Annotated in this window: 15 protein-coding genes and 1 pseudogene; 4 read left to right on the top strand and 12 right to left on the bottom strand. The window is 57.1% G+C overall.

The features are described from left to right. Window positions 1–131: 131 nt before the first annotated feature. Window positions 132–1,091 (bottom strand): IS5 family transposase, encoded by a 960-nt coding sequence (locus tag ACR0LZ_RS20965; RefSeq protein ID WP_480752181.1) that lies wholly within the window; start codon window positions 1,089–1,091, stop codon window positions 132–134. Between the two features lie 39 nt (window positions 1,092–1,130). Here ACR0LZ_RS20965 and ACR0LZ_RS20960 point away from each other — a divergent pair, with 39 nt between their 5' ends. After that, a complete protein-coding gene (locus tag ACR0LZ_RS20960; RefSeq protein WP_480752180.1) occupies window positions 1,131–1,316 on the top strand; it encodes a hypothetical protein in 186 nt (61 codons plus the stop codon). Window positions 1,317–1,643: 327 nt separating this feature from the next. On the opposite strand, the gene ACR0LZ_RS20955 is transcribed toward ACR0LZ_RS20960, so the two are convergent. From ACR0LZ_RS20955 to ACR0LZ_RS20915, 9 genes are all read right to left on the bottom strand, one after another. Further along, window positions 1,644–2,021 carry a hypothetical protein gene (locus ACR0LZ_RS20955; protein WP_480752178.1) on the bottom strand — a complete coding sequence of 126 codons (378 nt, stop codon included), beginning with the start codon at window positions 2,019–2,021 and terminating at the stop codon, window positions 1,644–1,646. A gap of 334 nt (window positions 2,022–2,355) precedes the next feature. After that, entirely contained in the window at window positions 2,356–3,201 is an 846-nt protein-coding gene (ypfJ, locus tag ACR0LZ_RS20950) for a KPN_02809 family neutral zinc metallopeptidase (protein ID WP_480752176.1), read from the bottom strand. A gap of 188 nt (window positions 3,202–3,389) precedes the next feature. Further along, window positions 3,390–3,578 (bottom strand): hypothetical protein, encoded by a 189-nt coding sequence (locus ACR0LZ_RS20945; RefSeq protein WP_480752175.1) that lies wholly within the window; start codon window positions 3,576–3,578, stop codon window positions 3,390–3,392. A gap of 25 nt (window positions 3,579–3,603) precedes the next feature. After that, the gene (locus tag ACR0LZ_RS20940) at window positions 3,604–4,614 is read right to left on the bottom strand and encodes a HupE/UreJ family protein (protein WP_480752174.1); all 1,011 of its coding nucleotides are present in this window, start codon (window positions 4,612–4,614) and stop codon (window positions 3,604–3,606) included. After that, window positions 4,611–5,540: a peptidyl-prolyl cis-trans isomerase gene (locus tag ACR0LZ_RS20935; RefSeq protein WP_480752172.1), complete on the bottom strand. Its 930-nt coding sequence runs from the start codon at window positions 5,538–5,540 to the stop codon at window positions 4,611–4,613. The genes ACR0LZ_RS20940 and ACR0LZ_RS20935 overlap by 4 nt, the downstream gene beginning before the upstream one ends. Window positions 5,541–5,544: 4 nt before the next feature. Beyond that, window positions 5,545–6,204: a hypothetical protein gene (locus tag ACR0LZ_RS20930; protein ID WP_480752171.1), complete on the bottom strand. Its 660-nt coding sequence runs from the start codon at window positions 6,202–6,204 to the stop codon at window positions 5,545–5,547. 164 nt (window positions 6,205–6,368) lie between these two features. Continuing rightward, entirely contained in the window at window positions 6,369–7,370 is a 1,002-nt protein-coding gene (locus tag ACR0LZ_RS20925; RefSeq protein WP_480752170.1) for a SphA family protein, read from the bottom strand. A gap of 77 nt (window positions 7,371–7,447) precedes the next feature. Continuing rightward, a complete protein-coding gene (locus tag ACR0LZ_RS20920) occupies window positions 7,448–9,319 on the bottom strand; it encodes a DUF3604 domain-containing protein (RefSeq protein ID WP_480752169.1) in 1,872 nt (623 codons plus the stop codon). 14 nt (window positions 9,320–9,333) lie between these two features. After that, window positions 9,334–11,253, bottom strand: coding sequence for a DUF3604 domain-containing protein (locus ACR0LZ_RS20915; protein ID WP_480752167.1), 1,920 nt, complete (start codon window positions 11,251–11,253; stop codon window positions 9,334–9,336). Between the two features lie 360 nt (window positions 11,254–11,613). Between ACR0LZ_RS20915 and ACR0LZ_RS20910 the strand changes: the two genes are divergently transcribed. Further along, window positions 11,614–12,300, top strand: a complete 687-nt coding sequence (locus ACR0LZ_RS20910) for a Crp/Fnr family transcriptional regulator (RefSeq protein WP_480752165.1) — start codon at window positions 11,614–11,616, stop codon at window positions 12,298–12,300. A gap of 84 nt (window positions 12,301–12,384) precedes the next feature. Here the strand turns inward: ACR0LZ_RS20910 and ACR0LZ_RS20905 are convergent, their stop codons facing one another. Continuing rightward, a complete protein-coding gene (locus tag ACR0LZ_RS20905; protein WP_480752163.1) occupies window positions 12,385–13,572 on the bottom strand; it encodes an MFS transporter in 1,188 nt (395 codons plus the stop codon). Between the two features lie 177 nt (window positions 13,573–13,749). Next, window positions 13,750–13,878: pseudogene (locus ACR0LZ_RS20900) on the bottom strand (IS6 family transposase); the annotation flags it as partial. An 84-nt stretch (window positions 13,879–13,962) separates the two neighbouring features. Between ACR0LZ_RS20900 and ACR0LZ_RS20895 the strand changes: the two are divergent. Both ACR0LZ_RS20895 and ACR0LZ_RS20890 read left to right on the top strand, forming a co-directional pair. Then, window positions 13,963–14,256, top strand: a complete 294-nt coding sequence (locus ACR0LZ_RS20895; protein ID WP_480752162.1) for a transposase — start codon at window positions 13,963–13,965, stop codon at window positions 14,254–14,256. A gap of 8 nt (window positions 14,257–14,264) precedes the next feature. Continuing rightward, a partial coding sequence (locus ACR0LZ_RS20890) for an IS3 family transposase (RefSeq protein ID WP_480752161.1) occupies window positions 14,265–14,662 on the top strand: 398 nt, incomplete at its 3' end.

Genomic DNA, 14,662 nt, shown 5'->3' with positions numbered 1-14,662 from the left:
CGCACAGCGCTTTGGCATATCGTCCGCCAGCACCAGAAAGCATCGTTCCGATAGACCAAAGGCCGACAATGCACTAACCATCAAACCGGACCACCCGATGGGGGCACGCCATTGCCCCTTTCCCCGGTTCGTTATGCGGCACGTTCATAGGTCGCACGACCTAGACGGGTCATGCGGTTGAGGGCTTTGACAGCGATCTTGGTTTCGGTTGTCTGGGTCTCCAATTTGCGGCTACGCAGCTCTGATCCATTGACTTGTTTGTAACGCCCGATCTGGGCCTCGCCGCGTGATCTTTGGCCATAGCCAGTGGCCTTCTGCCAGGCCATACGACCGCCCTTGGCGATCATGTCGATATGAGCGTTGCGTGCGGCGCACTCTCCGGGAACGGCGTTCTTCGGCGGGGGAATGATCAGCTCGACATCCGCACCGAAAGCCTGTCGGATCGTTGCGGCGGTTGGTGTACCGCCATAAGCACCGTCTGCGATGAAACGGTGAACGGGACCGGCCACCTCGGCAAGAAGATCAGGCAATGCGCCGGAATCTCCGACATGCTCGGTTGTTAGGCGTGACGCGACGAGCTCGCCGCTTTCCGGGTCGAACCCGATATGCAGTTTGCGCCATGTCTTGCGGGCCTTTGGCAGCTCATGCTTCTCCCGCATCCAGTCGCGGCCACCGTGGACACGCAACCCGGTGCTGTCCACAACCAGCGTGATCGGTCCACCGGCCGTGCGAATGTCAGACACGATCAGAAGCGTTTGCGCACGCCGGCAGAGCGTCGAGTAATCCGGCACGGGGAGATCCAGTTCCATGAGCTGCAGCAGACTGCGCACAAAGCCCTGCGTTTGCCGAAGCGGCAGGCCGAACACCACGCGCAAGGTAAGACACATCTCGATCGCCAGATCGGAGTATAGCTGCTGACCGCCGCGCTTTCCTTTGCGCATGGCGCACCATCCAGACACCGCGTCCTCGCCAAACCAGACCGTTACGTCACCACGCAGGCGGAGCGCCTCGTCGTATTCGGCCCAGTTCGTCACACGGTATTTTGCCTTCGCAAACTTATCTCGCCGCGACGCATTGAATTTGAAAGGCATCCCAGCATCCCGCAGTCAATTCGAAGGACCAGCTACGCATTGGAAACGATTTGTGCAACACGCTCCCACGGGCTACGGTCCGGCTTCCTGACCCAGGCGGCTCTGGACGGTGCCCCGATCCAGGCTGCCGTGCGCCTGTCGCTGCACCGCTCAATGGCCCAGGCACAGAAATACTACGACGACGTCAATATTGCGGAAAACCCGGCGGCCGATCTGTTGGGGTGAAAAGCCGCAATTCGGAACCCTGCCCCGCGGGCATACGCTGGTGCATATTTTGGTTACCAGACTCGACATTCTCGTTACGCTGCCCCTCAACATTCTGGTTACAGATTACCGAAATTTGCGTTCATTTGGCTAGAGTAATGGGGAGAGCACAGAAAAATTTGTTTTGGTCAGGCGTCACAAGGCGATCGATGCTCACCGCGAAATAGCGATCGTTCACATCTAAGTTCCGAACGCCGCGGGTGTCTTCGACTTGCGTAAAAGTGAAATTTGTCCAGACGTTCCACGGGGTGGGCGGTGCAAAATCGCGCCCTTCGGTCAGGGGCGGCGTCACAAGCGGATCACATAGGGCCGGGTCCAGTTTGCCATTGGGATCTGTCGTGCACGGTCTTTGTTCCCTGGCTTCAGCAGAGCGTTCAAAACGTGTGCTGCCCGCCGTAGGCAAGACACCCACAAATCCACCTCCTGGTACACTGCCGCCGGGCCTTCCGCCAGTTCCACCACCGCCGGGATTGCCACCCCCTCCTCCGGGGTTACCGCCTCCACCGCCAGGTCCACCTGGGCTTCCGCCACCACCTGGTCCGCCACCGGGGCCACCAGGATTTCCCCCACCGCCGCCGGGCGGCCGGCCCGGAAGCGACCAGTTCCTTCTTTGGTTTCGCGTATCAACCAGGCAATCACGTCCGTTTGGAGCGGCACCGACTTCAAACAGCCGATGCACGCCGCCTGACCCGTTTGAGACAAACGGTGAAAAGGACAGATGAGGCCCGCTGCGGCTTTGGCTCCAGGTGTCGACGGTCGTGTTTCCGTGCGCCTCTTCCAGACGAAAATCGCCCCGTGCGGTTGTGGACAACCACACCGAGGATGCCTCGCCACGCGTCCGTCCGATATAGATCAGATCGCCGGACGAGCCGCATTGTTGGGCTGCGACCTCGGATCCCAGCGCGCCGGAAATGGAGAGCGCTGCAATTGATCCCAATGCAGGCGTCATGGTCGTACAGACAGCTGCTATCAGCATGGTTTCATTGGTTTTCCTTGAAATTCAGAGCTGTCTTGCGGCGAAGGTGTCGCAGCTGTTGGGGTTTCCGGATTTGTAGCCCCGGTTAAACCAGTTTTGTCTCTGTTCACTGGTGCCGTGGGTAAAGCTGTCTGGGACCACAACGCCTTGTTGAGCGCGTTGCAGTGCGTCATCCCCGATGGCAGCGGCCGTTTTGAGCGCTTCTTCGATGTCACCGGGTTCCAGCACCCCAAAGCGTTGATCCATAGCCCGCGCCCAAACTCCCGAGTAGCAGTCCGCCTGAAGTTCCACGCGAACCGAAAGGGCATTCGCGTCGGCCTGACTTGACCGTTGTTTGGCTCGGTTCACCTGGTCCAGAATCCCCAGGCTGTGTTGAACGTGATGGGCCACCTCATGGGCGATGACATAGGCTTTGGCAAAATCACCTCGCGCGCCCAGGCGTTGCTCCATCACCCTAAAGAAAGACGTATCGAGATAGACGCGCTGATCGACCGGGCAATAGAATGGACCGGTCGCGGACATCGCGCGCCCACACGCCGACTGAGTTCTGCCTGCAAACAGGACCAGTACCGGAGGCGTGTATTGAATACCCGAGTCTCTGAATATCTCGCCCCAGATCGCTTCGGTATCTGCAAGGACGACGGCCACAAACTCTTCGGTTTCATCGTCAATCTGCACCGGCGCGTTCGCTTGCGGAGGAGCAACCTGACCTCCGCCACTCAGAAACGGCGTGATATCAACACCAAAAAGCAGGCCGATCACGAGGACCACAATCAATCCGGCACCGCCCATTCCGGAACGAGACATACCACTGGACCCATGGCGCCGGTCGTCGATGTTTTTGCTTGTCCGTCGCCCTTTCCAGCGCATGTCGCCTCCGGCCCATCCGGGTGTTTCAAGACTAAAATCTGACGGTTCCCCGCTTTACGAGGTTCAAGCGGGGAACCGATCCGAACATCCAAAACCTGGCACAGTGACTACGGATTCTGTAGGACAATACCGGGCGTCACTTCTTCACCACTCACGATTCATCCAGTGCTTTGGAGCGCTCGAATTCCTTATCCGTCGACACCTGCGGTATCGCGTGCAGTCTCAGCCGGTGTGCATCGGTTGGTGCTGACGCCGATCGTCGCCTGCTGGACCTGACGCTTCGCGGCTTTTTCCGGCGTGCAATCCGGATCGACCATATCGCAGCCGGCAAGCGCGATAGTGACGACCAGCATAACCCTTCCAAGTATTTTCATCATTGTCCCTTCTCCTTCCTTCTTTTGTTCAAAATCCGGCCAGCCGTTCGGCCAGCCAAAACGCAGCGATGCATCCGATGGGATATCCAAGGATTTGGCGTGACGGGCATTGCGCCAAAGACCAGCCCCAAACCGCTTGCGCCACCTTCCTGACCGTCACGAACACGCCCAGCACTGCAAAGATGAAGGCGAGCTGCCCGGCCTCGACCCCAAGATTGAACGCCAGCAAGGCCGCCGGGATGTCTTGCTCGGGCAGGCCAATCTCGGCCAGCGCTCCGGCAAAGCCCAGACCGTGCAGCAGGCCGAACCCAAAGGAAATCACCCAGGGGAAACGGTTGGCCAGCGTCTTGGATTTGTCGTCAGAGCGCAGCATCTCAGTCGCCAGAAAGACAATCGACAGGGCAATCACCGCCTCGACCGGCGGGCCGGGTACGTTCAGCACGCCGAAAGTGGCCAGCCCCAGCGTGATCGAATGCGCGACGGTGAAAGCGGTCACCGCCCAGATGAGCTGGCGTAGGTTGCGAATAAGAACCAGCAAGGCGAAGACAAAAAGCAGGTGATCCCAGCCTTCGAGGATATGTTCAAAGCCCAACACGCCATATTGCCAAAGCGTCTGGATAAGCCCCTGTTGCGCGGGCAGCGTCACAGCAGGTGCGTCGGGGGTCAGGCGGAAGGTCGCCATGTTTACCGTGTCCAGATATCCCACCCGCAGCAGGACGTCTGTTCTTTGCGCCTCAAGCTTGTTGATCCGTATCGTGTTGCCACGCAGGTCTTCGGTACAGGTCATGCGCCAGACTTGCTTCCAGGCGCGACCGTCAAAAACTGGCGCCTCAAAAGTTGGCGCGGTACAGACATCCGGAAGCGCAACGTCGATATCCATCGGCGCCCCGCGAACATCCGGCTTGCGCCAAAAGACGTGCCAGTCGCTGTCGGTCTCCTGCGAGACCTCAAGATACCCCGGCTCCAGCGCGTGGGCATGGCTAAAGGCGGGCACCAAAAGCCCCACCAGCAGCGCGATCAAGGGCAGAAGATGCCTCATGGCTCACCCGCGGGCGTGCCCGTTGCCCCAAGGTCCTCAATCACATAGGTGGATCGCAGATTTTCTATGAACACCTCCGTCGCGCGCTCGGCCTGCTTCTCGCGCCAATCCGCTAGAACACGATCACGGATCGCGCCAAATGGCGGCAAGACGGCATCCCATATGTTGTCCAGCCGAACCATGTGAAGACCGAAGGACGATTGAACAGGTCCGCTCCATTCACCCAGCGGCAAGGGCTGCAGCTGATCAAAGAAACCCGTTCCAAAGTTGCCATCAACTGAGGTGCGGGCGCTCAGATCAAACCCTGTCGGAAGCAGTGACGCCTGACCCAACTGGCGGTGATCTTCCCCTGCCGCCAAACGCGTACGCGTCTGGTCGACAAACGTGTCGTTTGGGTTTTGTCCCAGATACACAAGGCTGACCGCAATCCGTGCGGGGGTCGTGAACGCCTCGGCATTGTCCGACAGGTAGGTCTGCAGCACCTCATCCTCCGGGCGGGCCGCGCCCGCCTCGGATGTCAGAAGGAAGTTCATCTTCTGCACCAACCTGTTGCGGATGATCTCATCATTGCCATCCAAACCCAACGCCAGAGCCTCGCGCACCAGCACTTCGCGGTTCAGCCAATCCTCTTTCAGATTGGCCAGCTCTTCCGCCGTCGGAGGGCGCCGCCAGGTGTCTTCAAACTGACCAGCCAGGACATCGATCTGACGCTTATCGATGATGATGACCCGTGGATCCGGATCCGTAGACCAGTCGCCCGGTTGTGCAAGTTTGAACCAGCCAAAGATTGCAAGGCTGAGAAGCGCAAAATGAACAAATGGTTCCGTGGCAATTCGCCGGAACAGGCTTTGGCGATGCGCCTGTGGCTCTACCATGTGTGGAGGATGTGTCGTTCGCCAACTTACATTCATCAGATCATTGTCCATTTCTTCAGCGGCCCTTGGGCACCAAGAGTTTCAACGTAAAGCTCACCGTGTCGGCCGCCGAAATCGCGTCGTCGTCAAAGTTATGTTCGTAAGAAAGCGTCCATTGCCAGGGCAGGCCATCGCCGCGAACCAGCCTGGATACCTTGACCCCCAGCGGCAGGCTGCTGAAATCACCGGCCTCCCAATCATAGACAAACACCATCTCGGATGTTCCGACGGACCAGCCATTGCCGAGGTTGTAGTTGAACACGGGTTGCAACGTCGACAGGTTGACATCTGGCCGGTCGTTATCTCCGGCAACGGTGAACAGGTTCTGGTTGAATAGTCCCCAAAGCCCCCATTTCTCTTGTTTTGCAAAACCGGCCGCTGGTCCCAGAGCCCATTTTTCAGCACTCAAACCATCTTCACCAGTCGGGAACAGAGCCACCGCGCCCACGCCGAAACGGCCCCAACGCCGATCAAAAGTCATAAGGTCAAACAGGGTCGTGTCGCTGATACCGGACTGTCCGTTTGCGCTATCGGTAATGTAGGGGATTGTTATCCGGGCAATATGATTGGTTTGCCCAAGCGAAAACGGAATTGCAGCACGAAACTGCAACAGGCTGCTGTCCTCAGGGGAATTGTGCAGGTCATACGAATGAAAGCCCTGCAGCTGAAGAGACATGATCGATGCTGTTGGATCATTGGCCGCACTTTGCAAAGACTCCGAGTTTTCCTGCGCATGAACAACAGACGCACTTGGCAACATGGCAAGAGCAGCCGCCCGCAAAATGCCTCTGAATCCGTTCACATTACGCATCATCGCAATCTGCCTTCCATTGGAACCGTTCAGAAAGACAACGAAACCACAGCAGACAAAACATTACTCTCCAATCTTCTCTTGGCTGCGAATTCATGCGTGTACTTCAGCTTTAGCGACGCCTCGGCACCCAGCAACGTGCCGCCTTGGAACGTTACCAGTGGGCCGATACCACTAACCCGTGCGCGCAGGCTACTGGCCCCGAGTGCTATTTTGGTAAACTCGGCGCCGCGTCCGCTGTCGTCATCCAGTTGCTGATAGGTGTATCCGGCAAGCCCTACGCCCCACCCGGAACGGAAGCGTTGTACTACCGCCCCTTCCAGCTGTAGGGCCGGTGCGGTCTGATAATCGGTTGCACTGTTCTTTTCGCTGAGCAGGAAGCTGATCGCGCCAGAAGCCTCGAACCCGCGCTCCGGGACGAACCAGGTCGCGGCGAAATAGGGTTGGAAGGACCAGACGTTTTTACCGACAGACAGAGCATCAATTGTCCGCTCCTGAAAGTTGATTGATGCCGTGTCATAATTTCCTGTCGGTGCATAGACTGACATTCCCGTGCTATAGTGGAGGTTGCCTCTGTGCCAACCGACCATCCCGGTCAATGTCAGATCTCCGAAGCCGGACACACTGTCGTCGATGCTTGCCCCCTGCAAGGGCGGTCTAATCGCAGTGAAGGTCAGATCAGCGAACGGAAAAGGGACGGTCAGGTTTACTGCGGGCGTTCCGCCAAAAACCTGCGCCTCAAAGACCTGAGTGGCGCTCAGCCGCCACAGATTGAGCTCAAGATCCGCGTCAGCAGCAATGGGCAGGCCGCCAACTGAAATGCCCTCAACACTTCCCTCAAGATGGTCAAAGCTAAGACTTACATAGGTCCCAGGCTCAGGAACAAACCCGGCAAACGTATCTCGCGTGCCAAGGAAATAAGCCCCGATTCCACCCTCAACCGCACCGGCGGGATTGACCGGCAGGATCATCGTCGTCGCCAGAGCTGCGGCGCAAAGCCCGGGGCGCAGGCCGCACTTTTCGTTTCTCATTTTGTCACCTCGTTCTTGCAGAGTTATGCAGACTTTGCGCCGTTCCTTCTTTTTGGGAACGCATTTTGGGTTTGGGATCAGGGCGTGTACCAAATGGGCGACGTATATGCCCGATCCTGAATAGTCAGCGGTGCGCCTTCGGGCAAATCGACACCAAAAAACTTGCGGTCATATGTGGTCCAGCGCGGGGTCGGAATTTCCAGAACGCGCAAATAGTAAAAGGCCGATTGCGCCGGATCGAAATCCGGGTCTTCCCAAAAGGCTGCGAGAATGGGTTGTCCAATGTCGTTTGTGTAGGTTGCGGCGTCCACGTCCACTGTATTGCCGACGTCGCCATCGCACATCTCATCAACGAGGTCGCGGCCACTACAGGCGACATCGAACACCTTTTCGCTTGTTGTCCCATCCGCATTCAGCCAGCCTTTGATGACCTGAATGCGGTCCAGATTGGCACCATCCGGATCTCGCAAAGCGCGGATGAGCATTCGCGGCGCACGACCGTCCCCACTTGCCAATTCACCACCCATCGGAACACCATTTAAGTAGCCGTACGCGGCGAAGTCTGACCGAGGAAGGTCAGATTCCTGAAAGTCGTACCCGGCAAAGACGCGCACCCGGATGCGCGTTCCGGTGGTCGCGTAGACCTCCTTGCGCATCATTGCGTCCCAGATCGCTTCGCGGGTGTTCTCTCGCGCCCAGACCCCAGCTAGACCAGAGGCGGAGGTCTCCCATGCATATTGCGCGACGCTCTCGTCGCCGCCGATGCCGCCCACGACCTCTTCGAAGCGGATCGGGTCGGCGGTGGGTTCGAGGGCCACGACCTTGCCGAACATGTTGTCCTCCTGCGCGCTCGTCAGCGAGGTGTGACTGTCGGTCGAACCGATCATGCCGAACTTGAACGGGTTGACGCCAAGCTCAGTGCGATAGGCCAGCCCCTGCTTCAACGCCTCGCGTGCGTACTCATTCGGGATCATTTCGGGCGTCTTGGGATTTGGGCCCAGTTGCCCCTTGTCCCATGTCTCGAAATCGGCGAATTGATCGTCCGGCGACAGCATCGGATGCGCCTCGCCGTCGCCCTTCATCTGCGTCACCTCGTAGAGCGGCTCCCACCTTGCACGGCGCTCCGCGTAGTCGGCATCGAGAGGCTCATCGGTTCCGAGCTTCACGGTGTCGAACATCAACCCGTTTGACAGGTTGCCGTTGTGGGGGATCGCGAGCAGCCGGTCGTCGGTATCGGCCTCGTATGCTGCCATCCAATCCCAAAGGTCTTCAGGATCGACGCTGTCATAGGCCGAAAACGGCAGCCGGGTATCAGCGTTTTCCTTGCCGCCCCGATAGATGACGTTGCGGTGCAGGTTGGATCGGTCGAAGGTAGACGTCCATTCAAACCCGATGAAGGCGGTGAAGGCGCCGGGTTGGTTGTGGCGCTCAGCCGCCGCCGTGATCTCCTGCCAGACGCTGTCATAGAGGCCGGGCACATCTGCCAGCGGATCCTCGCCCGAGGCCTTGGTCAGCGAGAAGATTTCCCACGCGCGCGGGAGATCGCCCGCATCGACCGCCGCGAGCAGCGATTGGCCATACTCCGTTTCAAGCAGTCGCGGGTCGCGAGACGCCAAAAGAGGTGCAGTTCCAAGGTTCTCGGCATGATCGGCAACGACGAGAAAATCCAGCGGCCGCGCAAGGCGCGCGGGCAGGCCGGTCGAGGACGTGACTGTCTCACCCTTGGCGAAGCGATAGGCCTCGTCGGGTCCGAGCGTGTTGCCGATCAGACCCGCATCGGCCGAATAGGTCGTGTGCAGATGAGTGTCGCCGAAGAAGACCTGATTGGGAAAGTCCTGTGACGGATAGGGCGAGTAGTCGCCTACAGGAGCAACGGCCGGCGCGTCCTGGGCGTGGATCGCCCCTGCCAGAGCAATCGCAGAAACGGCAAGCGGAATGAGCTTTTTCATTGCAAACGAACTCCTTAATTCTTGGGCGTGTACCAAATGGGTGAGGTGTAGGCGCGGTCCTGCGTGATCATCGGAACACCAGTCGCCATTTGAACGCCGAACTTTACGGCGTCATAAGCCGTCCAGCGTGGGGTGGGGATTTCGATGACCCGGGCATAATAGAATGCGGGTTCTGCCGGGTCGAAATCCGGGTCGGTCCAGACGGCACCAAGCTCGGGCGCACCGATGGTGTTTGTCCAGGACGGAACCGACAGGTCGACGGTATTGCCAACCGGCGGCAGTTTTCCGTTCTCATCCGGAGACCGGTCACCCCCCCACGCAACATCATAGACCTTTTCCATGGCCTCGCCGGATTCAGCATCGATCCAACCCTTGATGATCTGCACTCGGTCAAGATTTGCACCCGACGGATCACGCTGAGAATAGACGAGGAAGTCAGGCGCTTCGCCGTCCGCAGGCGCGGCAAGATCACCACCCATGGGGACCCCGCCATAGTAGCCGACCTGAGCCAGATCACGACGGTTCATCGCGTCGGCTTCATAATCGCCACCAAAGAACCTTACGGATAGGCGCGATCCGGTCGTCGCGTAGGTTTCGCGCCGCTCCATGGCATCAAAGATCGCACCACGAGTGTTTTCCGTGGCCCAGACAGCGGTCAAACCCGCGGCTGAATAGATGGACGAGTCGTACGCAACATCGCCGTTCGGATATGTCCTTCCGACATGCGCCGCCCGTTCACCGTTGGGTTCATAGGCGGTAAATTTTCCATAAAAGTTGTTTTCCTGCGCCGTGGTCAGGCCGGTATGCGTATCCGTCGCGCCGTCGGCACCAAACTTGTAGGGGTTGGACCCAAGTACAGCGCCCAGTTCCAGCCCACGCAACAAACCAGACCTTGCATATTCACCCGGCAGCATCTCGGGCGTTTTTCGAACCGTCGCGTCGAGATTGCCATAATCCCATGTCTCGAAGTTGGCAAACTCGTCCTCGGGCGATAGCATGGGATGCGCTTCGCCATCCCCTTTAAACTGAGTCCATTCATAAAGCCGTTCCCACTTTTGGCGTGCTTCCGCATATGCCGGATCGAGTGGTGCACCATCGGCAAAATCATCGACCAGCGGGAACATCATGCCGCTGGAAAGGTTGCCGTTATGCGGAATTGCGGTGACATCGCCACCCGTGACCGTTTCGTAGTTCTCGAGCCAAGCCCAGAGGTCACGCGGATTGCTCGACCCCATTGGCGGTGTTGTGGTGTAAGGTACAATCTGACCTGCGCGTTCGGGCCCGTCTCGAAAAATGACGTTGCGGTGCAGATTGTTGCCCGAGACCAATGAGGTCCATTCAAACGCGATGAAGGTGGTAAAGACACCGGGGTCGTTGAACTCTTCCGCTGCGGCAATGATATCATCCCAGACCCGCTTGTAAGCCGGATTGCCGGGCTGGTAGTTGAGTTCGGACGAAATTGTGCCTTGTGCAAACTGTTTTGTGAGTTCCTGAGCCGCCATGCGGGCCGCTTGTCCGCCTTTGGCAAAGGCTTCATGAAATTGCCGCCCTTGCTCATCGGCCATGATGTTGGGCGCACCGGACAAAATGTCAGTAATGGCGCCCATCCCATCAGAATGATCCGTGACCATGTAGAAATCCAGGGGACGAGAGAGTTTGACAGGTTGACCGGTGTTCGAAATCACCTGCTCACCACGGGCCAGTCGATAGCTATCGCGTGGCAAAAGTGTTGTTCCACCGCCTCCCGCATCAGCCGACAACGCGGTGTGGACATGCGTGTCGCCGAACAATGGTCGCGTCGGAAACGCGCGGTCGGCATAGGGGGAATAGGGGCGCCCCTTCAAAACACTATCGGACGCTTCGGGCGGAGCTTCTTGTGCAAAAACGCCCATCGCAAAAAGTGTCGCAGCGAGAGAAGGAATAATTTTTTGCATCGGGTGTTCCTTACTATGTGGGCAAATAGCTATGGGTGATGGATCGGCACACTTTCGATTCCGGGCCAGTCAGAACGCCCCAATCAACTCGGGTCAGTCCCCCGCAGCCTGCCAGTCTGGAACCATGAGCGGCAGCAGATTTTCGCAGACCCAAGCCGGACTGGAGGCATTGAATGCCCCGGTGAAACTGCCAAAACACAGGAGGCCGCCTGAACCAGCCGAAAGAAAAAAACCGTTCCAATGAAGACATCATTCACCCTAAAGAATCGCAAACCTATGTCTGAAATGTCAGATTCGCCCCTTGACTGTAGCCATTAGAATAAATCTATTTGTCCGAATTCGGACAGAAGGCAGAATTGAATGCACATCTCAAGCGCTGACGCAAAAAAATATCTTTCGCAGCATGGTTGGGTTTCAACCTTGTCGGATGAAATGATGGGCGCGTTCCTGAGCATTACTCATCATGTTACGCTTGGCTCCGGGCAGCCACTTTATTCCATCGACGATCCTGCCAGAGACCTCTTCGGGCTGGCCTCGGGTTCGATTGCTATCGAGTCGGCAGGAACCGAAAACGTGATCGAAAAAAGCTTTCTGATGCACCCTGGGGTGTGGATTGGAGCAGCACGGCTGGCCGGAATAAAAAGACGTAATATCGGCGCGTATGCTACGCGCCCTTCGACCATTCTGGTTGTCAAAAGCAACGAGTTTGTGAGTTTTGCCGAGACTTACCCGGATATTTGGCGTCGACTGTTGTTGAACCAGATCCAAAACCATCACAGGGCAATCGGTTTTGCCCATGATCTCATGCGCCGTGGAAGCCATGAACGCCTTATTGCCGTCTTGGCCAGGTTGGCCGGGCTGTATGAACCCAACCCTCCTGTTCCAGCGATCGTCGATGCCACACACCGAGAAATCGCTACCATGGCCAACCTATCGCGCGGTGTTGTTTCTTCTCGCCTTGCGGAACTGGAACGCAAAAAACTGCTTAGGCTCGGACGCGCCTGCGTAACCATAACGAATCCCAAGGGGCTGTTGGCCTTGCTGTGAACTGTGTTCACGAGATGCGAGCGGTCCGCGTGAACGCGGGTAGAGTTTTTTCAAAGAATGGAAGGTTCTTTCCGGCTGTGCGGCTCAAATATCGGGTTTCTGGCAAGACAAACTCAACGCCGCAACAAAAAACACAAGCGCCAATGCGCCCCAAAGTGGAGCGTCTGTACCGAAACTGTAAAGTGCAGTGCCTAGAACCGGCCCGGCCGCAATTCCTATTCCGCGAAAAGCCGTATTAAAGCCCGCCACTCGACCTTGATCCGTTTTGTCGGCTGATAGACTGAGCGCACCCATCGCGCCAGGAGCGACTGTCCCCAGAGAAGCACCAACGGCGATCATGCCAATCGCCAGAACAAACACATCATCGGCCAGAATCATGACCCCTATTCCGGTCAAAGCGCCAATACTGCCGGACCGCAGCAACCTAAGCGCATCCCATCCCTTTCGTGTTGCCACAAATACTTGTGATATCGTCAACGAAAGAGTTGCACCTGCGAGAACATAACCTGTGGATTTCATTGCCTCGGTACTGTTCACCAGCAGGTCATCCATTAGTTTCAACCCGATGATAGGAACAACCATGGTGTAGCCAGCAAAGCCTGCCATCGTGATCGCAAAGAACTTCCAGAAACGAGACAATCGAATGGGTTTTTTCGTCCTTGGAGGGATATGTAATTGCGAGGTCGGAAGAAATTTCAAAGACAGAAAAAACGCAAACAAGCCTGCCAGAAGAAGCGCAAAAAAGCCGACAGCAATGCCCCGCTCGGCGGTCAACCAGAGCAGCATTGACCCTGAGAGTGCGCCCAAACTGACGGAAGCCCCCATAAGACCCATGCCTGAGACGCGCGTCTTGCTGTCTGTAGTGTCAGCAATGAGCGCCAGCGTCGACGGAATGAGCGCCCCACCGAACACACCCTTTACGGTGCGGGCAACTGCAAGCGTATAGACCGTTGCGCTGGTGGCCAGAACCAACATGTTTGAAAACACCAGCGCCATTATCAACGGACTGAGCAAAATAAATGGAATAGCGGTCAAAACCAGGAAGCGGCGGCCCACGCGCTCTGACAAAACGCCCCATAGGGGCGCTGTGGGTACAACAGCCAACGCGCCGAGACTTAGGATTATACCGACTTGAAATTCAGTGATGCCATAGTCCCGGCTCACCGGACCAAGGCCACCGGAAAGCAGTGCGTTCGACGCAGCATAGACATAGACACCAGATACAATTGCAAGTCGCTTAATCAGGATCAATAGGTAGCTTTCAATTGCCAATCTGAAGTTACTAAGATGTTGTCGAGCATTAGGATCGATTGAAGCAAGATCAAGTTCTTAGTTTGTTGAGAGGGTTCCGTTGCAAACTTTCGACCATTGACGCTTTCGGAATTAGCAGGATGTGTGGAAGTGTCGCAAACTTTTAGAATGGCCAAAGTAGCGACTTACTGGATACACCTATCCTGCGATCTCGGCAAATTTCCGAAAGCCAGATGTCGTAGTGCTGAGGAACTGCTGCTTTCGGATCATGTTCGCAACCTCAATACCGTCCAGAGTAGCCGAAGCGGATCTGAACGATTTAAACCCGCCATGAGCTACCCCCTGAATTTCGGACACTGACGTAAGCTACGATTTGTTGTCTGCTGATCTTCGACGAAAAGGAGATCAGAGATGTCGAAACGGAAGAACCACTCGCCCGAGTTCAAGGCGAAAGTCGCGCTTGAGGCTTTGAAGGGTGAGCGAACTGTGGCTGAACTTGCCAGCCAATTTGGCGTCCATCCCACGATGATCGACAGTTGGAAACGCGCTCTGCTGGAAGGTGCGTCCGGCGTGTTTGAACGCGGCGGAAAGAAGTCCCCAGAGACCGACGAAGAGCAGGTCAAAGAACTGCATGCGAAGATCGGGGAGCTGGCCGTCGCCAACGATTTTTTGTCACGAAAGCTCAAGCCGAGGATCGGCAAGTGAGGCGCAAGATGGTTGAGACTGCCAATACCAATCTGCCCATTGGCAAGCAGTGCAAGCTGCTGTCGATCTCTCGGTCGTCGTTTTACTACACGCCCAAGGGCGAGACGGCGATGAACCTGATGTTGATGCGCCAGATCGACGAGCAGTTTCTGGAAACGCCCTTCTTTGGTGTTCGGCAGATGACCTGGCATCTTCGCAACGAAGGCTATCTGGTGAACGAGAAGCGCATCCGTCGCCTGATGCGGCTGATGGGCTTGATGCCGATCTATCAAAAGCCCAACACCAGCAAGGCGGCGAAAGGGCACAAGACCTATCCCTATCTGCTGCGCGGTTTGCCGGCGGATCGACCCAATCAGGTCTGGGCCGCAGACATCCCCTATCTGCCCATGCGACGCGGGTTCCTGTA

The sequence above is a fragment of the Ruegeria sp. CI1 genome, assembly GCF_056536925.1.
This window is presented reverse-complemented; position numbering and strand designations above follow the sequence as displayed.